The following is a 22,405-nucleotide window of genomic DNA, read 5'->3' as shown; positions in this document are numbered from 1 at the left end:
CTCCCGGTCGGGCTCAGTCCCGCGCAGCGCCGACGAGCGCGGCATGCAGGCGCTCGCTCGCGGCGAGATCGGGGTCGTCCGCGCGCACGGCGTGCGCCCTCCCCCAGGCGAGCAGCGCCTCGAGCACGGGCGCGAGGTCCATGCCCGCGGCCGTCAGGTGGTACTCGTGACGACCGGCCGCACCGACAGGCCGCCGCTCGACGACGCCGGCGGCCTCGAGGGCTCGCAGGCGCGCGGCGATGCGGTCTCGGGGCGCTCCCGTGCCTCGGACGATCTGCGTGAACCGGTGCGCTCCCAGCCAGAGCTCGCGCACGACGAGCAGCGCCCAGCGCTCGCCGACGAGCTCGAGCGACGCTGCCACGGGACACGGTCGCCCCGGCAGATCCGCGAGCACGATCGTCGTCGCGTCGGGCATCTCGTCTCCCCGTCCGGCATCCATGCTGCTACGGTGCCTCGCATGAGTTCGATTGTCAAACCACCTGCGACCGGCGTGCGGCAGTCCGCGCTGCTGTGGGTGTCGCTCGGCACGGTGACGACGCTCGCGATCTACGTCGTGCCCCTCGCGACGATCCTCGCCACCTCGCAGGACCTCGACGCCGACGCCGGTGCGCAGGCGTGGATCCTCAGCGCGATGAGCATCGGGCTCGCGGCGGCGCTGCTCGCGGCCGGTGCGCTGGGCGATGCGCACGGCACGCGTCGCGTCTACGCCGCGGGCCTCGTGACGCTCGGCGCGGGCGCGGCGGCGTGCGCCGCGGCGCAGGAGGGCATCGTGCTCGTCGTCGGTCGCATCGTCCAGGGCGTCGGCGGCGCCGCCGTGCTGGCCTGCGGGCTCGCGATCCTCGCGCAGGCGTACCCGGGTGCCGCGCGCACGCGAGCGATGGCGTGGTGGGGAGCGTCCGTGAGCATCGGCATCGCCGCGGGCGCGCTGCTCACCGCGTTCGTAGACGTCGACGGGGGCTGGCGGATCTCCCACGTGGTCACCGGCGTCCTCGCGCTCGCCCTCGTCGTCCCGAGCATGCGCTCGTTCCCCGACCCGCGCTCGGCACGCAGCGGAGCCCGCATCGGCCTGCCGGGCGTCGCCCTCCTCGTCGTCGCGATGGCCGGCATCGTCGCGACGATGACCCAGGCTCGCGAGCGCGTCGACGCCACGGCCGTCGCGCTCGGCGCCATCTCGCTCGCCGCGCTCGTCGGCCTCGTGCTCGTCGAGCGCCGCTCGGGCTCGCCGCTGGTCGGGCCGGAGCTCATGCGCTCGCCGCGCTTCCTCGCCGCGACCGTCGGATCCTTCGCCGTCGGCATCGGCATCACCGGCATGGCCTCGTTCGCCCCCGTCATGGCCCAGGCGGCGCTCGGTGCCGACCTGCGCGGAGCCGCCGTGCCCGTGCTCGCATGGACCGGGGTCAGCATCGTCGCCGCGCTCGTGCTCGGGCGACTGCCCTGGTCGCTCGGCGGGTCCATGCCGATCGGCGTCCTGCTCGTCGGGGTCGCCGCCGCCCAGGCCCTCGCGATCGGTGTCGACGGAGGCTCGAGCCTCTGGCGGCTCACCCTCCCGTTCGCGATCGCCGGGCTCGCGACCGGTGCGCTCAACGGCCTGCTGGGGCGGGAGGCCGTGGCCAGCGTGCCGGCCGACCGTGCCGCGACCGGCAGCGGCGCGAGCAGCACGGCCCGCTACCTGGGCGCAGCCATCGGCATCACGCTCTTCGTCACCATCGCGACGCACGTCGGCGACGATGTCGGCGAGGGCTGGGCCGTCGCATCCGCGGTCTCCGCGAGCCTCACCGCCGGCGGCGGCGCGCTCGTGCTGATCCTCGGATGGATCGGCACGCGCACGGCGGTGCCGAGCCGATGACCCCACACGTGCACGACAGCGAGGACGCAGGAGCGATGGACATGGACGCGAACCCTCCCACCCGCACCCGGACCGTGCGATGGCACGATCCGACGATCGGCGCCGCGAAGGCGCCGACGATGGCTGGGATCGACTACCTGCAGGCGATGATCGATGGCGAGATCCCTCCGCCGCCGATGATCTCGCTCATGGATCTCGACCTCGTCTCCGTGTCGCCGGGCACCGCGACGTTCACGTGCCAGCCCGACGAGTCGCACTACAACCCGATCGGCGCCGTGCACGGCGGGTACGTCTGCACCGTGCTCGACTCCGCCGCTGGATGCGCGGTGCACACCACGCTGCCGGCCGGGGTCGGCTACACGTCGCTCGAGATCAAGGTGAGCTACCTGCGCGCCGTCCGCGGCACGACCGGGCCGCTCACCGCCGTCGGCACCGTCACGAAGCCCGGCTCGAGGGTGGCGTTCGCCGAGGCGGTCGTCACCGACTCGGACGGGCGGGTGGTGGCGACGGCCACCAGCACCCTGCTGGTGTTCCCGATCGCGACGTGACGCGAGCGGCCTGACGAGAGCACGTCGACGAACGTCGGCGAGCGTCCGCGAGCGTCGTGCTCGCTCGCTCGTCGGCGATCAGCTCGCGAGGCGGTCTCTCGTATGGTCGTGCGACGCGTCGATGGCATCGATGTAGGCCGTGATGGCATCGCGGTTCTGGGTGAGGAAGGCGATCTTCTCCGTCATCCGGTCGCGCTCGACGGCGAGCAGCTCGCGCAGGCCGGGCTCCGCGTCCTGGACGACGATCGTGCGCGACCGGTGCAGGCACGGGAGGATGTCGGCCACGATCCGCGTCGGGATCCCTGCGTCGATCAGGCCGCGGATCTTCCGCACCCGGTCGACGAGGTACTCGTCGTAGTCCCGGTAGCCGTTCGCCAGGCGGTTCGGGGTGAAGAGCCCCTGCTCCTCGTAGTACCGGAGCATCCGAGGCGGCACGCCGGTCCGGGCTGCGAGCTCTCCGATGCGCATGGTGCCTCCGACTTGACATTCACACTGATGGCAACGTTGAGACTAGCAATGGACGATTCAGCGCACATGAGGGGAACGACCATGACCACCATCGGCTTCATCGGCAGCGGCAACATCGGCAGCGGCGTCGCGCGGCTCGCGATCGCGGCCGGCTACGACGTGGTGATGAGCAACAGCAGGGGCCCCGAGACCCTCGCCGACCTCGTCGCGGACCTCGGCCCGCAGGCTCGAGCCGCCACGCCTCCCGAGGCGGCCGCCGCCGGCGACCTCGTCGTCGTGACGGTCCCGCTGCACGCGTACCCGGACGTCCCGGTCGAGCAGCTGCAGGGCAGGACCGTCATCGACACGAACAACTACTACCCCGACCGCGATGGCCGCATCGCCGAGCTCGACGACGAGTCGACGACGACCGCCGAGCTGCTGCAGGCGCACCTGCCGCAGTCGCACGTCGTGAAGGCGTTCAACAGCATCTACTTCCCGCATCTCACGGCGCTCGCACGGCCGAGCGGCGACGCGCAGCGCTCCATGCTGCCGATCGCCGGCGACGACGCCGACGCGAAGGCCGCGGTCGTCGCCTTCCTCGATGCGATCGGCTACGACGCGCTCGACGTCGGCCCGCTGTCCGAGGGATGGCGGTTCCAGCGCGACCTGCCCGCCTACACCGCGCCGTACTTCGGCGACCCGCAGGACCCGACCGTCGGCCGTCCCGTCGGCCGAGAGGAGCTCGAGGCACGCCTCGCCGAGGCGAAGCGGTACCGAGACCTCTGAGCGCGGACGCTCCGACAGCCGCGAGCCGAGGCCCGTCGGGCCCCAGGGTACGTTCCGACACAGGGGGTGGGCGCACGGTGCTGGCAGCCGGTTCGCGCGCCGGGTGGATGGCGGGCGGGCACACGACGAACCGCCGCCGGACACGTGGTGTCCAGGGCGGCGGCCGGCCGTGCGCGTGCGGTCAGCGCTGGGCGCGTGCGGCCAGACCGGCGAGGACGAGCGCCGTCACGGCGACGCCGATGCCGAAGGCGAGCGGCTGCTCGTCGCGGAGCGTGCGGATGCGCCGGCCCATGGAGCGGGCTGCGTCGCCGAACGACGGCGAGTCGCGCACCTCCTCGATGGCCGCGCGGGCCTCTCGGGTGCCGCTCTCCACGACCTCTCGTCCGCGCTCGAGCGCGTCCTCTGCCGTCCTGCGGGCGGTGGTGGTGTCATCGGTCATGGTGCGGTCCTCTCAGGGGATGCGGTGTCGTGCATGGTCGGGCGCTCAGCGCCCGAGGTCCTTGGCGCGCTTGCGAGCGGCCTTCGCGAGGTGCTCGGCCTTCTTCCCGGCGTCCTTGCGCAGGCGCTTCGCCGTCTTCCCGGCGTCCTTCTGCAGCTGCTTCGCCTGCTGCTCACGACGCTTGCGGGCCTTCGGGTCGTTCCAGAGCCGCACGAGCTGGTGACGCACGGACTCGCGTGCGACCGGGCGGTTCGCCCGGGTGCCGAGCACGTAGCCCGCCGCGGCGATGCCGGCGACGATGAGGATCTTGGTGCGCATGGTTCGCTCCTGTCGTTGGTGGTCGCTCGGCGTCAGCCGACGCGGCCGATGGGGTCGGTGGTGCAGGGGATGCCGATGCGCTCGGTGGAGCCGCTCATGCGACTCGCGACTGCTCGGCGTCGTCCTCGTCACCCGGGATGAACACGTCGGTGACGGTCACGTCGATCTCGGCGACCTCCATGCCGACGAGCTCGGTGATGCTGCGGGCGACGGCGCGACGCACGTCCTCCGCGACGACCTGCAACTGCTCGGGGTACTCGACGACGATCGTGACGTCGGCCGCGACCTGCTTCTCGCCGACCTCGACCTTGATGCCCTGGCCCTGGTCGCGCTGGCCGATCGCGTCGCGGACGTTGCCCACGAGGCGGGCGGCGCCGCCACCGAGGTCGTGCACGCCGCGCACCTCGCGCGCTGCGATGCCGGCGATCTTCGCCACGACCGGGTCGACAATGGTCGTCGTGCCGGTCACGGCACCGTTCGATGCGGAGGCGGGGGTGGTGTCGATGGTCATGATGGCTCCTTCCGGTCGTGACGTTCGAGGTCTTCGAGGGTGAGACGTCACGACCAGGCGAATCGTCACGCAGGTTCTCGCGTCGATCTGGCATGAGCCCGCGGCGAGGAGCCCGACGGTCATGCCGGTCGAGGGGTACGACGACGGGCCCTTCGACCACGGTGTTCACCTTCGTGTGCCACGCTCCGGCCATGGCGAAGGACGTTGACCACGACGAGGTCATGCGACAGGTGATCGTGCGACTGCAGGAGCGATTCCCGGACGCGTCCGAGGAGGAGGTCGCGCGCGTCGCCCGAGAGGAGCTCGACGCGCTCTGGCAGCTGCCGGTGCAGGACTACCTCACGATCCTCACGGAGCGCGCAGCGAAGAAGCGCCTGAAGAAGAGGTAGCCCGCAGGCTCGGCTCGACGCACCGCAGCAGCGATCTCCGCGGCGAGCGTGGACAGGCGCGGGCGAGCGACGCATCCCGAGATGCGAAGAAGCCCCCACCGGTGATCCGGTCGGGGCTTCTCGCAGTGCGGAGACGGAGGGATTTGAAACCTGCCTCGTAATGCGCAATTACAACGAAGCGGCGTCAGATGCCTGATTCTTGGCGGATCCCTGATCACAGCGAACTTGCTCCATTAGGGCGCGTACCGTCGAACTGTTGCCATTCTGTTGCCACGCCTACTGGCCTTCCGAAGGCCAATTGACGCGCTAGAGAAGGTCTTCCCGCCCGACTAAGCGAGCGAAGCGAGCCAGCGCCTTCGGGTGGCGTGCGAGATCCATCAAGGCCAGCTCCCGTTGTGCTTGAAGACGCGCGGTCTTGACACGCGAGGCGGGGTCCTCAGGAGTTCGCGCCTCGATCGACATTGCCACCAAATGAGTCAGTGGCTCGCCGATGGCTCGGCGGAAGTCGAAACCGAGGAGTTGAAGCACGTTCACGACCTCGATCGACAGCAGCGACTGCAGGGCAGGAAGGATCTGCTCAAGCTCAGCCTCCTTCCCCGAGGCAACCGCCAACTCTTGCACCACCGGAAGGACGTTGGACGTGATGTAGGCGATGTCGCCAGGTGTCATCCGCTGTGAGACGAGCTCCGCCTGGTAGGCCTGCGCGATCCTCGTGATGTCCGACTTGTCCTCGATGAGCTCGCCGATGATCTGCGAAAGCTCCTCGATGGTGGCCTTGTCGTCACCCCTCGCGCGTTGCGCTCTCACTCGCTCCTGAATGTTCAGGGCAGTGTTCCTCGCGAGTGAGGCACCCAGACTCACACCGAGCTCGGCCAACTTCTCGTTGACGTCCACGACCCTCCAATCGTCTTGGGCGAGAGTACAACTGCGAGCTGCTCGAGCTCTATCGGCAGCTGAACTCCTTCGATTCCAAGTCCATCGTCCAGTTAGCGTCGGTGCTGACGCCACGAGCTACGAACCTCGAGGTCGAGGAGGCAACGGATGCGTCCACTCCATCACTGGCCCTGCTTCCTCACGTCTCCAACGGACGACGATGTCTCTGCGGAAAGGGTCGTCGTACGTGGGGGCGAACATGAACGCGAAGGCACTCTTCGGGCCAAGGTCGAACGGCTGCCGCTGGGAAGCGTCGAGGTGCAGTTCCAACGAATCAGGGATGGAGCGCACTTCGACCGCCAGCGCAGGCAGCGGACTGTTGTTGGTCACAAGGAACGTGTCTCCACCGCTCCAGGCAACGGACCATGGCGGCCCATCGAAGATGCTTCGCTCGATAGCCGCGATCATTGCACCGGACGCCGCCGCACGCTCGGCCGCCGTTACGGCGCGCTCCTCGGCCGACGCCGCCCTACCAGCAGCCTCTTCCGCTCGCTGATGAGCGACGATAGCCACGACGACCCCTGCGACCGCGGCGGAACTCGCGAGCAGGGACAGGATCAGTTCCACGCAGCGAGGCTACGGCGCATCGTCGAACGAAGCGTTCCCCGACGCGGGATCGCTCTTGCCGCGGCGTCAGGTCTCGCCGGCAGCGCCCTCCTCGTCCGGATCATCTCGGTCGATCGCGGTCGGCTCGTCCCACGAGTCCCGAGGCTCTTCGTCCAGATGCATCTCGCTGCGGAGCTCGTGAAGGCTCTCGCTCCGCCGGTGGAGGTCCTCAAGCTCGTCGGCTCGCGAGCCGTCGCCGGTGACTCTCGCCTCGAACTCGAGGTTCGCTATGGCAGCTTCCACAAGTGCGATGTCGAGGGTCAGCTGCTCTCGGCTGTAGTAGCCGAGGTGGTGGACGCCGTGATCACGTCGCAAGAGTTGCCGTCGCAGGAGCGAGGTGGGGTCGGGACGCCGTGTCATGTCGCCCTCGACGAACCGACGTCCCATTTCTGTAGCGCTCATGAGGGTCGATCGGTCGACGAGTGTCGACCACATCTTCGCCACGGAGCCTGCCTCTTCGATGACCTCGGTCGACGGAGTAGCGACCGCGGTCTCTTTCGCGACCTCGAGGAAACGCCGCGACGAATAGAAGAGGACGGGCTGACCGACTCGCGCGGTGAACTCCGCGATCAACTCCGTGCGCGGTCCGAGCCGCTCGCCACGATGCTTGTGCCACCAATCGCTCTTCGTGTCGTCGGTGACGAAAATGATCGGCGCACTCTCCCGATCGGCGAACTCGAGCAGTTGCAGCCAGACGAACACGTCGCCTACTCCACCGTCGTCTTTACCGCGATCCTCGAATCCTGGCGGCGTCTTCGCCTTGATGCGCTTGAGGGCCTCGGCCGTCAACGTCGGGATGCGGTCGTCTCCGAACGCCTCTCCAACCTTCCCTTCGTAGAGCTCCGTGATCTTCGAATGCGTCTCCTCGGGCTCGCCGTCGTCATGGCGCTGCGTCTCGACAGCCAGGCCTTCACGCTCGACGAGCGTGCGCAGGCCCGCCTTCGCCGCCTCCCACTCCTTCGAGATTCGCTGTGCGTCCAATGTCGACGTCGCACGCATCGACTCCAGGCCGCGCGGCGGCTTCATGCCTTCGATCTCGGCGATGAGCCGCTGGAGCTCGCGCTTCTGCTCGGACGAGACCTCGCGCCAGTTCCGGAGATACTCCAGGGCGACCTGGTGCGGGAGCCACAACCTGTCCTCGAGCTGGCTCATCACCTCGAGGAAGTCATCGCGATTCGCCTTGCTGTAGCGGAGGAGATTCAGGAGCACGTTCGTATCGAAGACGATTCGGCCGCTCTTCCACGTCCGAAGGCGATCGTCCTCGCTGACAGGGAAGTGCTCCGGGAACATGGATCGCATCGCGGCCTCCCTGAATCGGTTCGTGACGTCGCGGCCGTTGGCCGCGCCTCCGATCCTGACGGAGAACGACGCGCGGATGCTGAATGCGCGCGAGCCGCTGCTGACGCAGGACTCGGGCTCCCGTTGGACGCGACATTGGCTGCCGAGCTACGCCCGCAGGCGTCCGGGCTCTGAGGATCCGCTCGAGCGACGAGCCGCAGCCGATGGGTCACCGTCACGGTGTGACAACGCCCACGCGAATGCTCGACGGGCGTCCGAGGAACAGATACATCAGGCTTTCGGGAAGGTACCCGGGGGCTCGGAGCCAGCCCCGGACGCGTTCCCCATCTCCTCGCCGCTCGGCAATCTGGACCAGGCGTGCTTCGGCGTCTGCAAAGAGATGAGCTCGACGCATCCCGTGCGGTCCACGCATGAACTCCTCGAGTGCGCTGTCGCCAGCGGTCTTGTCGAGTATCCACTTTCTCAACTGCGAAGCGCCGGTTGTCATGTCGTTGATGACGTTGAGCCCCTGCACCTGGTGCCAAATGTCGAGGATTGATGCGCTCGGAGCATTCGCCGGCTCGTCGGCGGCGATGGCCAGGTACCGGAGGAATCGCCCAACCGTCTGCGCGTTGTGCTCGACATTCACAGGGACGAGGGTGCTCAGGACGGCCTCCGCTCCGGCGCGCAATAGCAAGTCGCCGATGCTGACGACACCGCCGCCTCGCGGCGAAGTGTGACATGCGCTGAGGATGACCATCGGCGGCATCGGGCCCAGATCGAGCCCCAGGCTTCGCGCTGACTCGCCGATGACGATTCCTGCGACGTTGGACTTTGAGTCGTGGAAGCCATGCGCGCTGATGATCAGGATGTCGGGAGACTCCTGCGCCACCGTCTTTCTGAACGCATCCGGCGAGGCTACTTCGCGGATATCGAAGCGGACTCCCGCAGCGGCCATCTCGGTCGCGATAGCTGCCCACGCGGCCCTTGAGGCGATCCCGATTCGATCCGAGCGGGGAATGCACTCCACGACGAGGATCCGGAACCCGGGTTGAATGCGATGGAGGCTCGGGGGGCTCAACTCGAGCTGTAGTGCACGCGTCAAGGGATTGATGCTCCGGTAGCTGATGGGCAACCGGTTTGAGAGGGGTGACGAGTCGCCGGGCAGAGTGAGGAGCCCAAGCGGGAAGTTCGTGAATGCGTCGATGTGGGACGCATTCTTGATAGCGGCTACGAACTCGCCGGTCCAGATCTTCGCCGCCGCCTTGTCGATGCGATCGATCAGCCGCTTGACTGCGGCCGGCTTCGGGCCCTCAGCCCAATGGCGTTCGAGGTCCGCGATCGCTTGGAACATTGCTCGGTCGAGCACGCCTTCGAGCACCAAGCCCATCGAGTGGTCACCCGCGGATGCGTGCGAGACAAGGAGGCTGCGTACGTCGGGGTAGTCGTCGTTGAAGGTGCCGCGCGCGCTTCCCTCCGAGATCGTCGCCAGCCGTTCGTACGTTCCGGACGTACCCGACATGCTGACCGTGAGCCGCGTTCGCGTGGCGTTCATTTGTTCTTGGATCACCTGCGGAAGCTTCTGCTCCGCGGCAAGAGGAGTCGCACCCTCCCCTTCGAGTTCGACGAGAGCGTCCAGTCGAACTCGAAGATGACGCACGCCGGCAGCCGACTGGAACGGAGACTCAGCGTCATCGATCGTGCCCCGCGGAAATCCCATCAGTCGGGCGAGCCGGCGAAGAGAGAGCACTGAGCCGTCTTCAGCAAGAGGCCACGTCCACTGAATCGCGGTCGAGTCGACAGTGACGCCTGCTGGCCAATCGCCGCTCCACTGTGAAGCCAACTCGGCCCAATGCTCGTCAAGACTCTCTTGGTCCAAAGAGTCGAAGCTGGCCGGCGCTAGTCGAAAGCCAACGTGCGCGGCGACGGACCGAGCTGCCTCCAGTTGTGCTTCCGCGGCCAAGATAACGACAGGGTCGAACCTTGCGACCAACTGTTCTATGAGATCGAGGTCCGCAAGGAGCGAGTCGGGAATCAACGCGATCGAATGTGACCGGTGGTCACTCCGAGCCTGATCCTGGACGCCTTGAAGCGGGAGGTCGAGTGTTTCGAAGCGATTCTTGGGCAGGTGCAGCGCGTAGGCGACGCCGATGAGCGCGGGGGTCACATCCTCGTCGAATGTGCCGCCCTGCGGCTGGGCAACTATCGGTGTGTATGCCTGGGCCGGCTCTGGCCCTAGCGGCACCGCCACGACATACAACGGCGCAGGAAACGAGACTTCGCGCTCTGGCTTCATTCGTTCAGGATGACGCCGTCGACTTGGACTCAACCTTGAGTCCGGTCACGACAGAGCGTCGACGCCCTCATGGCCGACGAGCGCGCCATCTGGATGGCTAGCAGGATGACGCCAGTCCACAGTCGTCTCGAGCATCAGCCTCGTCGGCATGGAGGTGTTCGGAGCCGAGGAAGTACGGATCGACGACCCAACGCATCACCTGCTGGGCGAGGGTGAGCGTGCTCAGGATGCGGCGCAACGCCACGCCGATTCCGACGCCCACCTGGCTGGCAATGAACTCCGCGCTCTTCGGCCGCGTCATGCCGCGCAGCACTTCATGCACCCTTTTCCGCGGCGACACCTGCGATCGTCTGAGCGTCGGCGATGTGCATGAGTTCGCTTCGATCAGATCGCTCCCTGGGCTATGAACGTCCGCAGTGCATGCACCCACGCTCGTAGCACCTGGCAGCACGGACGGCCCGACCACCCGTCCCCGTGCCCCGTCTTTGCGGGCTCGGAGCCCTCTCCGTCGCTGCTCGCCAGGCCAACGGAGAATGCAGTCAACGGTCCACGCCCGCGCAGATCTCACGCACGCGCCGTTCGACGCCGCCCATTCCCTCTTCGAGCAGAGCACGGACGAGTGCCGACCCGACGATCGCGCCGTCTGCGTACTCGAGCACCTCGCTGACCTGGCTCGGCGTCGAGATTCCGAGGCCGACGCAAGCACGCAGAGCTCCTGCGGCTCGCAGACGGTCCACGACGCCGCGTGCGGCGGCATCGACGTCGGAGCGCGTGCCCGTCACCCCATGGTCGATGCCGCGTACAAGAAGCCTTGCTCGCGGCGACGACTCCCTCTAGACGCTCGGCGTTCGACGAAGGGGCCGCGAGGAAGATGCGGTGGAGGCCCTTCCGCTCCGACGCATCGGGCCACTCGCTTGCTTCGTCCGGGATGACGCCGTTCGCCGCGTTCACAGCTGCACCGCGTCTTCGTCGAGCAGACCGAAGTGGCGGGCGGCCGTCGCGACATCCTTGTCGCCGCGCCCCGAGAGGTTCACGAGTACGAGGGCTTCCGGGCCCATGTCCGCGGCGAGCTTCATCGAGCCGGCCAGTGCATGCGCGGACTCGAGGGTAGGGATGATGCCCTCCGTAGGCGAGAGGAGTCGGAACGCCTCGATCGCCTCGTCGTCGGTGGTCGGCGCGTAGGTGACGCGCCCCGTCGACGCGAGGTGCGCATGCTCGGGCCCGTCGCTGGGATAGTCGAGGCCGGCCGAGATGCTGAGGCTGTCGACCGTCTGGCCGTCCTCGTCCTGCATGAGGTACGACTTCGTGCCCTGCAGCACGCCTACGCGTTCGAGCGTGAACGACGAGGCTCATCCATGGCAGGGCAGCCAACAAACACCTCTCGCACGTCCCCCACTCGACGTGTAGGACGCCACACTCCGACGCTGCGTGCGGCGTTCATCGTTCGGCACTGCTTGGCTGCAGGTCATGAGCGAGCAAGACCTCAGGACCGGTTTCGTCGAGGACGACGGTGTCGAAGACGATCCCGCCGTCGCAGGGACAGTGACGTTCAATCCCGCGACTGGCACGACGCTGCACGTTTCCTACGCCTCCCGGATGCCACAGTTCGCACGACCCGAGCGTTGGTTCGAGGACATGGGTGCACAAATCCCATCGACGCTGATCTTCGACGACGGAGGAGGTTCGATCACCCTCATCGACCCCGGCGTGGTGCGCATGCGAGGACACGGCATCGTGAGTGTGCAGGTGCGCGCTGACGTGACCGTCTTCGGACTCCCCCGCTCCTGGCAGTCTGCATACGCGGTGGAGCGGTTCGCCTCCGTGCTCGACGGGCTCGGGCCGCTCTGCGGGTTCGCGCCAGTGACGATCGGAGAGGCAGGAGGGACGAGGCGCATCGTGGTGTCGCTCGAACCTCAGGAACGGATCGAGTGGGAAGCCCAGGGCTACACGTACTCACTAGTCTCCCGCGCGAGCTGGACCGGGCGCGATGGCGAACACTTCGAGATCGTCGACTCGAGGCCGTATCTCGAGACGAGGCGCACGGACGGATCGATCGTGAGTGATCACTTCTCGGCTCATTGGCCGATCCGGGCGCTGCTGACCCTGCTCTACGGCGCGCCGGTGCGCTGGCGCGAGCATTGGTTGCAGGACGACGAGTTTCCGACCTGGACGGCCGGCGGGACCGCGGTCACGGGGACGTCGTCTCGCGTCGAGCTACGGAGCACGGTTCGCGATCACGACGAACCGGAGTCGGACGACCTCCACCGCGTCAACCTGTCGGTCGGTATCGAGCCCCTCATCGACGGCGGCTTCGTTCGGTGGATCGATCGCTACGCCGACGATGAGTTCCGCCGCGCCGTCGACCCCGCGGTCGAGGTGTTCAACGGGGCGACGCGATTCGTCGAGCCGCAGCTGATGATGCTCGCGATGGCTCTCGACCGCTTCGGGCACTACCGGTTCGAGCGCAAGGCCCGACGTCCTCAGCACGTGAACATCCTGAAGTGCCTCGACGAGGCCGGCCTCGACCTACCGGCGATCGGAAGCCGTCTCGGCATCGCGAGCGCGATCGCTCGAATGAACAACGACCTGAAGCATCCTGACCGCGAGACCGACCCGACTTCGCCCGAGATCAGAGCCGTGACCCGTCTTGCCAAGTTCGTCGTCCGTGCCCAGCTCCTGGACCTGGTGGATGTTGATCCGGACGGCCGAATCGGCTTCTTCACGGGCTTCCAGGCGAGGGAGGTCATTCGACGCTTCACCTCGCATGGAATGACGGTCGCTGACGACGGCACGATCCTGCACGCCGGGTAGCGAAGATCGTCCGCGCGGGAACTACTCCTCGAGGCCTCGCGACGGACCTACCGACACATGAAACTGGCTCGCGCCGAGTTCGGTTCGGAGTCTCAGCGAAGTGGACTGCTCGCGGGCACGGCGCGACCTAGCTCCAAGGCAGTTTGCGTTGCCCTACTCTTCATCAGGCGCGGCCTCGACGCGCTAGCCGTTGACCCTCAGTCAGGCGCCGAGCAATGTCGGCGCAGCAAGAAGGACGGAGCGCTCGCGACCCGTGAATGGGTCGTGGACGACAGTTGTCGCGTCCTCGTCGATCAGTCTCGCCGCCACCTGCGCGGCCACTGTGGCATCGAGTCGGCCGGCTTGTCGCAGAGCAAGAGCCATGAGGAATGTGTCTTGCGCTGTGCACTCCAGCGCAGCCGCTTTGGGACGGGTCGCGCTGGTGCTCCAAACCGGAGTATCGGTGTCGGCAAAACGACGATCTCGGAGGACTGCGTTTACCTCAGTCGCCGCCGCATCATCTTCACGGATTCGACGAACTAGCGGAGACGTGAGCAGCGGGAAAGTGTCCTGCGGGTAAGTTCGCCGAACGATCTGCAGGTGCGCTCGAGCATAGATCACGGGCAGAGCCTCGGCGGTCGAGCACCTGACCGAGATCGCGAGAGTGTCTCGCCACGACCGCGACTCCCGGGAGCCATACGACCCGAACCAGCGTTCGAGATCTTCGAACATTGCCCTACTTTGCACGTCGTCGGGAAAGAGCTCGCAGAACAGAGCCCTGAGCGCGGGTTCGACATCGAAATTGGAGTGCTCCACGACTAGTCGACGGATGACCTCGATTGGGAGCTCCCACGATGAGGAATCAACTAGCCGCGCATAGAACGGGTCATCCTCGTCATCGAGAGCGTCCCCGTCGCCTGCAGCATCAAGGAATGCGGTGAAAAGGCCTCGATCCCGCTGTCCACGGCGATACTTCCAGAGCAGGTACTCCCGGCTCGGCGCGAGCTCGAGCTCGAGCTCAGGCGATGCTTCTGTGAGGAGGAGTGACTCGATAGCGGGTGCGACCGTACCCGATGTGCTCAGGTACCCCAACACCGTTCTACGAGCGTCATCCACGTTCGCCTCACGACGACGAGCTTGGTTGAGCAGGTGGAAGATGTCCTCTCCGAAGTGGTTAAAGAGGTCGACCCAATGCCTATTGACGAGCTCGATGAGCTCTCTGTCGAGCCCACCGAAGAGGTGCGAGAGCGCCGTCCCGGGTTGTGTGGGGTTCCCGATCGTCTCCCGGAGCCCGTCATGCAGGCGAAGGTCGCCAAGCATCAGCATGCTTACCCAGGCCGTTTGTCGCCGGTCTTGGAACGCGGGCCCATAGGCACAGAGCTCTTCTCGTGTCTGCTCGCGCAACCAATTAGAGACGTCAGTGACTTGATCGGCGTCAGCCTCGGGCGACAGTCGATAACGCTCGAGTCGGCGAATCAATCCGACGGCGCTCGTCCTTTGGACAGCTAGGTCGGGATCCATCGGCCAATGCTTCAGCGTGGTGCTGAGGGTCTTCGGCGACAGATCAGACCGGGTGAGCGCGCCAACGAGGACCTCCCGCAGCTGCGGAGGCAGATAGGCGAACCGGCCGAGCGCGATGCTCATCATCCGTGCCGCGGTGTCATCAGTTCGTGCCCCGTAAGCGCGAATGACAGCCGCTGGAGTCGGATCCGCGATCCCGCTGGCACTTCGCCGCGGTTGCACTAGAAGTCGTTCGGCGAACTCCACCACTGCTGGATTCTCGGGCCAGGCCGCGATGATCGCATCTACGTGCCATGAGAGGAAGTTGGTGTCGACGGCAACGCAGCGCGTTGCCAGATCGTCGGCGTCATTCCTCGCCAGCACTGCGAGAGCCCGCGGGTCATCAGTCCTCCCGGCAAGGTCGCGCCAGGCGCGAGCCAACGACATCGCGACGACGACACGCTCCTCGGCGTGCTGGCTACTTTCGGGCTCGCGGAGCAACGCTGCCAGCAGCTCCAGACCGTCAGAGTCCCCTAGAGCCTCAACGGCGACCGGCGCAAGCGGCGCGGCGGACGAGTAGCTACCCCTAAGACGGTCCGTGATCACGGATCGCACCAGGCGATCGTTCGGAAAGCGGCGAAGGAGCGCAGCTGCCGCTCCGGCGGGACGCCACGCGTCGAGCGCATCGAGCAGGGTCGCCTTCGCCTCATCGTCTGGAAGACGCCGCACTACCTCGTAAAATCCGCCGTCGAGCAGAGCGCGATCAGCTGCATCCTTCACGCCCACTGAGGCAGCTCGCAGAAACGCCCCATCGAGGTACCAGGCGTCGGGCATGAGCGCGAGGTTGTACAGAGCCAGTCCATGACGCTCGGGGTGAGCAAGTTGCTCGACCACCCATGCACGTATCTGGCCGTCCTCCTTGTGCGTGGTGCACGCAAGGAGCCACGCAAGCGAGCGATTACCTCCATTCCGAGTCGACAACGTCTCGAGCACGAACGCCGCTGACTGCGAGTTTCCCGCCAGCGCATCCTGGATCAGCGGTGCGGCCAGGCGTTCCCAGTGATCGGTGGGGCGAATATTGTCATCGCGCAACAGGTCAACCAGCCACCCACGCTCTTGATCCGTTAGATGGCGGGACGGCGCTTCGGCATCTTGCAGAAGGTGGATGGCGCACACCCTCAGCTCGGGTGTGGACTGTTCGCGCGCCCACGCGAGCAGCTCAGGCAGTTTGGGCCATGTCGGCCACCCTGTGCCTAGGCACAGTAGTGCGTAGGCCTGATCCACAGCACTAGTACCCGATTGCACCAGCTTCTCAATGGTGGTGCCGACTCGTGGGTCGTCCGAGTAGCGTGCCGCGATTGCATGCGCGGCGTTGAGCTTCGCATCATCGTCCCGATGCCTTAGCCCCCAGAGCAGGACGGTGAGCACCTCGGTCTCATGAGCGCTTGGCTCCCGAAGCGCCCACAGGGCGGACACCGGCTCGGGATCCGATGCGCGCAGCCAGCGTGCGAAGGTCTTCATCAGCTGAGGTTGGAGGTGCGCGAACTTGGTCATCGAGACAAGTGCCTCGATCAGCTCGGAACGATGCCCTTCAAGGGGGTGGTTGTCGACCCGCTCGATTATTCGGCCCACCCACGTGCTGGAAGTATCCGCCGTGACCGCCACCTCGGAGGCGATGGCGCTGGCGATGAGTTCGAATAGGTGGTCGGGATCGATGTCGTCGTGGCGCTCGAGGTCCTCGATCAACGCGGAATTCGCTTGCGGATCCGCTCTGGCCGCAAGAGCGGCCATGAGAACGTCTCGCCAAGACGGGTCCGGCACTCGATCCTTCAGCACTTCCTTGAAATGCTCTTGGGACACACTTGCCAGGTGCTCGCCGGCAAGTTGATCCAACAGGACTCTGTGAAGGAAGCTCACGACTCCTGCCCCGTGAGGCACGACTATCCCGTACTCATCCTCCGCCTGGGCCAGCATCGCCCGGGCGAGACGCGCCGCCTGCGTCAACGGGTAGGCGAGGCCATCCTCTCGGCACAGCTCGTCTCGGAACTCCCGCACCATCTCGACTCGCGGCACGGCCGCAAACGCGTTCTTTTTTCGGAGGCTGTACGCGACACCGCGGAGAACCACAAAGACGTCGGACGAAGAGAAGTCAGACCCGGAGGCATGGGACGCGCGCCGCCTCATCTGGGGGTGACGATCGAGCAGCAAGGCCAATAGTGCCGAGTTGAGCGCGAAGCGTTGAGTTGGCAGCGACTCTCCGCGCCAGGTCCGCGCGAGCATGTTGAGGAAGAGAGGCGTCTGCAGGAGGGGCTGAAGGGCCGGAAATCGAGCAAGCTCAGCGAGGAACGTCTCAGCTTGCGGGGCAGCCGCCCCGCGCGAACTGTCGGGACGCGCTTTGGCCAATGCGCGACCAACGAGTGTCACTTGCTGCGCTGGCGTCATCGGCGCGAGCGTCGCCGTTCGCCACGAGCCAGTCCAATGCAGCTTCTCCGTGGAGTGTGGACGGGCGCTCACGATCGCGCTGATGTGTCGATGTTCGATGAAAGTCTCGATAAGGCCCAGAGCTTGGTCTGCGGTGACGCGGTCACTCCATTCATCGATGCCGTCGACGATGAGAACCGAGCGCTCATCCTCAAGGGCGGGCTCGAGCGCGTCCCAAGCCTCAGGTGCGCCATGCAGCGTCACCCATGCGCGGAGCGCAGTGGCCACCGAGTTCGACGTGGAGTCCTGAAGGTGGCGACACAGGAACGCGAAAGGCAACCAGAGAGGAAGGCATCCGCTGTGCGCTCGCTGGAGCGCAGCGGACTGAGGTGACGTCGCTAGCAGGTCCATGGCGGCGAACATGAGAAAGCAGGACTTGCCTGTCCCGGGACCGCCAAGGAGCAGACGCAACGATCCAGATTCCGCCCACTCATCGATGCGCTGGCGCTCGAGTTCCTGAGACCTACTCGAGGGTGTGCGCGCCAGCGAACGACTGCTGCGGCGACGGAGGACGGGACCGCCTTCGTAGATCGGGGTCGGGAGGGGGTCCTCCGGTGACGTGTCTTCCATGCGCACATCAAGCTGGGCAGAGCGTCCGCCTTCGGCATCCCTGACCGGATGTGTGTCCAACATGACGTAGCCCGCAGTGACCGAGTCACGCTCTGAAAGCAATGCCGGTGCACCCGCAGACTGAAATGCGGCGTGGTAGAGCTTCCGTAGCGCCTCCCTCGCAGCCCGAGCGTCAGGCGCACTCATCCGTCGTTCAAGTTGCTGCAGCGCGGAGCTGCTACAGAAGGCGACCGCCCATCCCGGGCCGAAGAGATCATCGACAATCCGCGGCTCGTCTCGAAGGAGCGTCGACACTTCCTCGACACCCCACGCCACGAACGCGATTCCTTCCGCAGCAAGTCGATCTCGACCAGAGCGGATCGCGGCGTCGAGCTTCGTGTCTCGAAGGTTCGCGCTCGTTGCGTAGTAGAAACGGGCGCATCGGTCCGCCCACGATCCCCCGAGAAAGTCGTCGATCGCCTTAGTGATCGCCGATGCGCTAACGGCCTGGACTCGTCGCGACTGGAGCGCCACGTAGGTTTTCGAGCGCTCGTCTCGGTTTCCGCCGGCGGGCGAGATCCGCGCGTAGACGTCGATTCCCTCCTGGGCCTGACCAGGAACACCGTAGAGGGTTGCTTCTTCGATCACGGCGTCAGTTTCGAGAAGCCGAGAGAAGAGACGCTCTGCGTTCTCGGGCGTCAGCGAGCCGATGGGAAGCACTGGCGGCTTCGAGATCACCGGCGGCAACGGCCATTCTCCCGTGGGCGCAGACCGGAGCGAGGCAAGCAGGGCGTTGCGATCGGCCATCTGCCTATTCTCGCGGCAAGCGCGCGAAGGAGTCTGTGCGGGGTCGGGCCGCTCGTGAGACCACCCCGTTCTCGGCCGGGCATGTACGACTCGGATCGGCAGGGACACCCCCTGGGGGAACCCTTCGCCCCCGGTGTCCTTGGCGGGCCGCTCCGCGTTCTGTCGCTCGCGATGCGCGCGAGTCTGGGGGGCCGAGGCCACGCTCTGCAAGCGCGATTAAGAGCTCCGTTCTGCGCTCATTGAGGAAGTCGTGATTAACGATCCAAGTCACGAACCCGAACCGGGGCCTCAGTTTCCGTCTCAACGACGGGTCAACTGGCGCGTCATTGCCGAGGTGCGCGCGCCGAAGTGGGGTACCCGTGACGGCACCCCACTTCGACGGAAGTATCAGTTGCGGCTGGGGCCCAGCTCGGGCGGAAGCCCTCCACGTCTTCCCAGTTCCAGGCTTCGTCGCTCGCGATCCTGCCGCCGGATGAGATTGCGGGCCGCTTCCACGTCGTTGGGCTCTCCTGCGTGCTCCCAGGCGCGACGACGGAGGTCCGTCAGCGACACGCTGGCGTCGTCGATTCCGAGATGGTCACGAAGCTCACTTCGGTGCCGATCCTCGAGTCCCCGTACCGCAGCCTCATGCACCACGTCTTCCATGACGGCGACTCTCGCGATGATTTCCGCTGGCATGACCTTGTATCGGCTTGCGCGGTAGTGCTCTGTCACGGCACGAACTGCGTCCGGGTAGTCCAGGTCGAAGATCGTCTCGTGCCAGAGCTCGACGGCGACTTGGTCGATCTCACGCCCGTCGTACTGCGAGATGCGCGCGAGCAGCATCGAGGTCTCGGACTTCAGCATGGTTTGCCTCCTGGGCCTTGTTTCGTTCGACGAGGGCGAGGAGCTCTCGACTGCGGTTGGTCAGAACGGTCTGGGTTTGAGTCGGGTACGTGCGCTCCCAGCCACGACTGCTGAGCCATCTCTGCATGCCCTGCGTGAACTTGGGATCTTCGTTCGCTCGTGACTGTGCGTACGCGTGCGCGCCTTCCGTGATCAGCTCGAGGTCGACGCCCGACCTCGCGGCTCGTGCGAACGCGGGCCAGGCATCCGCACTGCCGTCATGTGCTTGCGCAGGGTAGGCATCCGTGAATGCCGCGAAGGCGGTGTCGATGCGGGAAGGGTTCTCTGGCGGGTTCTCTGATGGGTTCCTCTGACGGGTTCTTCTTGCCCGGCCAGCCAGGCCGCATGACCTGGACTCGTTGGCCGCTTGCTCGGACTGGTTGGCCGCTTGCTCGGACTGGTTGGCCGCCTGCGCGGAGTCGTTGCCAGGCTGCACAGTGACCTCTGCGCCCAGGAGTAGGCGGAACTCGTCGCTGGTCCGCGAACCGTCCATTCGGCGACGTCGGGACCGCTTGATCAGGCCGGCCTCCTCCAGCTCATGCAGAGCCCGACGGACCGTACGTTCGCCCCGCCCGGTCTTCGCCGCCAGCGTCGCCTGCGAAGGGAAGCAGAGTCCGTGCTTGTCGGCGAACTCCGCGAGGGCGAGCAGTACGTGATGGGCCGCCGGGCTGATGAGAGCGACCTGGTCCCATGCCCAGCCGTAGAGCTTGACGCTCATCGCAGCCCGGTCGTCGCTCGATCGCGGGCGCGCCGCTCGATGCTCACGCCGCCGTGCTCGTGCGCTCGGACGCCTCGATCCACGCAACCACGTCGCGTCGCCGGTAGAGCACGGTGCGCGGGGTGGGCTTCAGGAAGACGGGCCCCGTGCCCGCGTAGCGAAGCTGGGCGAGGTGCCCCTTCGTCATCCCGGGAATCAGCGCGCAGGTCTGCAGAGGCGTGAGGTAGACCTCGATGTTCTCGTTCACGAGCGTCCTCTCGGTTTATTGAGGTTTCGTCAATCATGATGCATCAGAACGAATGGTTACGCAAGCCATGCGATTTTGATACAGTCACCTTGTGAAGTTCAGGGACATTGATGGCGCGGTCGGCGCGACGATCAGGGCGTATCGCCTCGACACAGGAAAGAGCCAGGACGCTCTCGCGGCGGAGATGACCTACCGCGGCTTCCCAATGAGTCAGCCCACGATTGGAAAGATTGAAAGGGGGGATCGCAAGGTCACGCTCGGCGAGGCGCTCGCCTTCGCCGACACTCTCGAGATCGACCCGCTGGCTCTCACCCGCCCGTCAGTCGATGTGCCCAGCGACGTCCTGCTCCGCCGAATCGCTGACGATCGCGCCCACCTCAAGGACACACTTCGACGCTTTGAGGAGATGCAGTACGCACTGGCAGTTGGAGCCGACGACCTCGCCCACGTCACTAGTGAGCTGGAGGAGCTCCTCCTCGAAGGAGTCGAGGACATCGTTCGGGAGTACCGCAATGAGACGACAGAGGCAGTGCGGCAGCGCCGGGCGAACGACAACGCCCGGGCATTCGAGAAGTTCGGTGTGCACCCGCGCCAACCAACGAGCGGACTGGTTGGCAAGCGCGAAGAGAAGTTCGGCGACACGGTGCAGGACAATATGCCGGGCTTCGGACCCGACTCGGGCCTCGATGCTTCTGATCGAATGGCACTGCTCGAGCGGATCGCGAAGGAGCAGGAGCGGCTCACGAAGGAGGAAGCACATGGCTAGCGTCTACCCTTACGTTGCACGTGGCAGGACTCTTTACCGCGCCGTGTGGCGCGGTCCGGACCACAAGCAGACGCAGAAGCGCGGGTTCGAGACGAAGAAGGCCGCGCTCGAGCACATCGCGCGGCAGACCGTCGCAAAGAGCGATGGGACCTACATCAGCCCGAGCGACGCCAGGGCTCGGGTCGGCGATCTCGCCGCCCCGTGGCTCGCCGACAAGCAGCGACTGCTCAAGCCCTCCTCGTACGCGCCGCTCGAGGCGTCGTGGCGGAACTACGTCGAGCCTGCGTGGGGCTCGCGGGTCATCTCGACGATCCGCCACAGCGAGATCCAGTCGTGGGTTGCCGGGATCGACAAGTCGTCGACGGTCGTGAGTCCAGCCTTCGGGATCATCGACGGGATCCTCGGCGTCGCCGAGCGCGACCGCCGCATCTCGTCCAACCCTGCGCGGGGCGTGAAGCTGCCGAAGAAGGCGGCCGCACGCCCGCGCCGCTACATGACGCACGAGGAGCTCTGGAGCGTCGCCGAGCACGCAGGCACCCGCGGCACGCTCGTCCTCACCCTCGGCTACTGCGGGCTCCGCTGGGGCGAGCTCGTGGCCCTCCGCGTTCGCGACGTGAACTTCCTGCGCCGCCGGCTCTCCATCACGCGCAACGCGGTCGAGGTCAATGGTGAGTTCCACCTCGACTCGACCAAGACGAACGAGAATCGCGAGGTCCCGGTCACGCGCGAGGTTCTCGACCGAATCGCGCTCGCATGCGAGGGCAAGGGACCCGACGACCTCATCTTCGACGATGGCCACGGCGGCTTCATGAAGCGCACCCGTGCGAGTGCCGGTTCGAAGTCCTGGTGGAAGACGGCTCTCGCGAAGGCCGAGGTCGAGCCCATGGTGCTGCACGACCTGCGACACACGGCCGCCTCGCTCGCCGTCTCGGCCGGCGCGAACGTCAAGGCGATCCAGCGGATGCTCGGTCACGCGTCCGCGGCGATGACGCTCGACCAGTACGCGGACCTCTTCGACGACGACCTCGACGCTCTCACGGAGCGCCTCGATCAGGCCATCGCGGCACGAGTTGTTGCCAAGATGTTGCCAGCAGCGTCGTAGCGACCAACGCAGAAGCCCCGACTCCCCCGTGATTTCGGGGCAGTCGGGGCTTTTCGCAGTGCGGAGACGGAGGGATTTGAACCCTCGGTCCCCTATAAGGGGACTCCACCTTAGCAGGGTGGTGCACTCGGCCGAACTATGCGACGTCTCCATGGCCTTG

At 66.3% G+C, this 22,405-nt stretch carries 22 protein-coding genes, 1 tRNA gene and 1 pseudogene; 7 read left to right on the top strand and 17 right to left on the bottom strand.

All coding sequences use genetic code 11. The annotated features are described in order from the left end of the window. Positions 1–13: 13 nt before the first annotated feature. Positions 14–439: a winged helix-turn-helix transcriptional regulator gene (locus tag ABD249_RS02025; protein WP_344339755.1), complete on the bottom strand. Its 426-nt coding sequence runs from the start codon at positions 437–439 to the stop codon at positions 14–16. Between the two features lie 18 nt (positions 440–457). Here ABD249_RS02025 and ABD249_RS02020 point away from each other — a divergent pair, with 18 nt between their 5' ends. Together ABD249_RS02020 and ABD249_RS02015 are read left to right on the top strand one after the other, a co-directional pair. After that, a complete protein-coding gene (locus tag ABD249_RS02020; RefSeq protein WP_344339753.1) occupies positions 458–1,846 on the top strand; it encodes an MFS transporter in 1,389 nt (462 codons plus the stop codon). A gap of 119 nt (positions 1,847–1,965) precedes the next feature. Next, the gene (locus ABD249_RS02015; protein WP_344339751.1) at positions 1,966–2,394 is read left to right on the top strand and encodes a PaaI family thioesterase; all 429 of its coding nucleotides are present in this window, start codon (positions 1,966–1,968) and stop codon (positions 2,392–2,394) included. A gap of 78 nt (positions 2,395–2,472) precedes the next feature. Here the strand turns inward: ABD249_RS02015 and ABD249_RS02010 are convergent, their stop codons facing one another. Next, a complete protein-coding gene (locus ABD249_RS02010; RefSeq protein ID WP_344339749.1) occupies positions 2,473–2,862 on the bottom strand; it encodes a MerR family transcriptional regulator in 390 nt (129 codons plus the stop codon). A gap of 81 nt (positions 2,863–2,943) precedes the next feature. On the opposite strand from ABD249_RS02010, the gene ABD249_RS02005 reads away from it, so the two are divergent. Beyond that, complete coding sequence (locus ABD249_RS02005) at positions 2,944–3,630, top strand: NADPH-dependent F420 reductase (RefSeq protein WP_344339748.1); 687 nt, start codon at positions 2,944–2,946, stop codon at positions 3,628–3,630. Between the two features lie 181 nt (positions 3,631–3,811). On the opposite strand, the gene ABD249_RS02000 is transcribed toward ABD249_RS02005, so the two are convergent. From ABD249_RS02000 to ABD249_RS01990, 3 genes are all read right to left on the bottom strand, one after another. Beyond that, the gene (locus ABD249_RS02000) at positions 3,812–4,069 is read right to left on the bottom strand and encodes a hypothetical protein (RefSeq protein WP_344339745.1); all 258 of its coding nucleotides are present in this window, start codon (positions 4,067–4,069) and stop codon (positions 3,812–3,814) included. A gap of 45 nt (positions 4,070–4,114) precedes the next feature. Beyond that, complete coding sequence (locus ABD249_RS01995; protein ID WP_344339744.1) at positions 4,115–4,387, bottom strand: hypothetical protein; 273 nt, start codon at positions 4,385–4,387, stop codon at positions 4,115–4,117. Positions 4,388–4,481: 94 nt separating this feature from the next. Further along, positions 4,482–4,898, bottom strand: coding sequence for an Asp23/Gls24 family envelope stress response protein (locus ABD249_RS01990; protein WP_344339742.1), 417 nt, complete (start codon positions 4,896–4,898; stop codon positions 4,482–4,484). Positions 4,899–5,089: 191 nt separating this feature from the next. Here ABD249_RS01990 and ABD249_RS01985 point away from each other — a divergent pair, with 191 nt between their 5' ends. Beyond that, positions 5,090–5,287 carry a three-helix bundle dimerization domain-containing protein gene (locus tag ABD249_RS01985; protein ID WP_344339741.1) on the top strand — a complete coding sequence of 66 codons (198 nt, stop codon included), beginning with the start codon at positions 5,090–5,092 and terminating at the stop codon, positions 5,285–5,287. 306 nt (positions 5,288–5,593) lie between these two features. On the opposite strand, the gene ABD249_RS01980 is transcribed toward ABD249_RS01985, so the two are convergent. The 7 genes and pseudogenes from ABD249_RS01980 to ABD249_RS01950 all read right to left on the bottom strand — a co-directional run. Further along, positions 5,594–6,181 (bottom strand): hypothetical protein, encoded by a 588-nt coding sequence (locus ABD249_RS01980; RefSeq protein WP_344339739.1) that lies wholly within the window; start codon positions 6,179–6,181, stop codon positions 5,594–5,596. A gap of 117 nt (positions 6,182–6,298) precedes the next feature. Then, a complete protein-coding gene (locus ABD249_RS01975; RefSeq protein WP_344339737.1) occupies positions 6,299–6,787 on the bottom strand; it encodes a hypothetical protein in 489 nt (162 codons plus the stop codon). Between the two features lie 66 nt (positions 6,788–6,853). Beyond that, positions 6,854–8,125: a PIN-like domain-containing protein gene (locus ABD249_RS01970; protein ID WP_344339735.1), complete on the bottom strand. Its 1,272-nt coding sequence runs from the start codon at positions 8,123–8,125 to the stop codon at positions 6,854–6,856. A gap of 214 nt (positions 8,126–8,339) precedes the next feature. Then, positions 8,340–10,400, bottom strand: a complete 2,061-nt coding sequence (locus ABD249_RS01965) for a CHAT domain-containing protein (protein ID WP_344339734.1) — start codon at positions 10,398–10,400, stop codon at positions 8,340–8,342. A gap of 97 nt (positions 10,401–10,497) precedes the next feature. Further along, positions 10,498–10,722 (bottom strand): hypothetical protein, encoded by a 225-nt coding sequence (locus ABD249_RS01960; protein ID WP_344339732.1) that lies wholly within the window; start codon positions 10,720–10,722, stop codon positions 10,498–10,500. Positions 10,723–10,939: 217 nt separating this feature from the next. Then, on the bottom strand, positions 10,940–11,182 hold the full coding sequence (locus ABD249_RS16130; protein WP_425546270.1) for a tryptophan synthase subunit alpha: 243 nt from the start codon (positions 11,180–11,182) through the stop codon (positions 10,940–10,942). Positions 11,183–11,347: 165 nt separating this feature from the next. After that, a pseudogene (locus tag ABD249_RS01950) lies at positions 11,348–11,749 on the bottom strand (tryptophan synthase subunit beta); the annotation flags it as partial. Positions 11,750–11,867: 118 nt separating this feature from the next. Between ABD249_RS01950 and ABD249_RS01945 the strand changes: the two are divergent. After that, a complete protein-coding gene (locus ABD249_RS01945) occupies positions 11,868–13,211 on the top strand; it encodes an ApeA N-terminal domain 1-containing protein (protein ID WP_344339730.1) in 1,344 nt (447 codons plus the stop codon). Between the two features lie 201 nt (positions 13,212–13,412). On the opposite strand, the gene ABD249_RS01940 is transcribed toward ABD249_RS01945, so the two are convergent. The 4 genes from ABD249_RS01940 to ABD249_RS01925 form a co-directional block, all read right to left on the bottom strand. Next, a complete protein-coding gene (locus ABD249_RS01940; protein ID WP_344339727.1) occupies positions 13,413–18,527 on the bottom strand; it encodes a hypothetical protein in 5,115 nt (1,704 codons plus the stop codon). Positions 18,528–18,914: 387 nt separating this feature from the next. Next, the gene (locus tag ABD249_RS01935; RefSeq protein WP_344339726.1) at positions 18,915–19,373 is read right to left on the bottom strand and encodes a hypothetical protein; all 459 of its coding nucleotides are present in this window, start codon (positions 19,371–19,373) and stop codon (positions 18,915–18,917) included. Further along, the gene (locus ABD249_RS01930) at positions 19,315–20,130 is read right to left on the bottom strand and encodes a helix-turn-helix domain-containing protein (protein ID WP_344339724.1); all 816 of its coding nucleotides are present in this window, start codon (positions 20,128–20,130) and stop codon (positions 19,315–19,317) included. Before ABD249_RS01930 ends, ABD249_RS01935 begins: the two co-directional genes overlap by 59 nt. Before the next feature lie 43 nt (positions 20,131–20,173). After that, complete coding sequence (locus ABD249_RS01925) at positions 20,174–20,377, bottom strand: helix-turn-helix transcriptional regulator (protein WP_344339722.1); 204 nt, start codon at positions 20,375–20,377, stop codon at positions 20,174–20,176. A 91-nt stretch (positions 20,378–20,468) separates the two neighbouring features. On the opposite strand from ABD249_RS01925, the gene ABD249_RS01920 reads away from it, so the two are divergent. Further along, positions 20,469–21,143: a helix-turn-helix domain-containing protein gene (locus ABD249_RS01920; RefSeq protein ID WP_344339719.1), complete on the top strand. Its 675-nt coding sequence runs from the start codon at positions 20,469–20,471 to the stop codon at positions 21,141–21,143. Continuing rightward, a complete protein-coding gene (locus tag ABD249_RS01915; protein ID WP_344339716.1) occupies positions 21,136–22,245 on the top strand; it encodes a tyrosine-type recombinase/integrase in 1,110 nt (369 codons plus the stop codon). Before ABD249_RS01920 ends, ABD249_RS01915 begins: the two co-directional genes overlap by 8 nt. 61 nt (positions 22,246–22,306) lie before the next feature. Here the strand turns inward: ABD249_RS01915 and ABD249_RS01910 are convergent. Further along, positions 22,307–22,396: transfer RNA gene (locus tag ABD249_RS01910), tRNA-Ser, on the bottom strand. Positions 22,397–22,405 lie beyond the last annotated feature (9 nt).

The sequence above is a fragment of the Agrococcus versicolor genome (genome assembly GCF_039531815.1).
Taxonomy (GTDB): domain Bacteria; phylum Actinomycetota; class Actinomycetes; order Actinomycetales; family Microbacteriaceae; genus Agrococcus; species Agrococcus versicolor.
The sequence above is the reverse complement of the archived record's forward strand: the minus strand, read 5'-3'. Positions and strand labels throughout refer to the sequence as shown.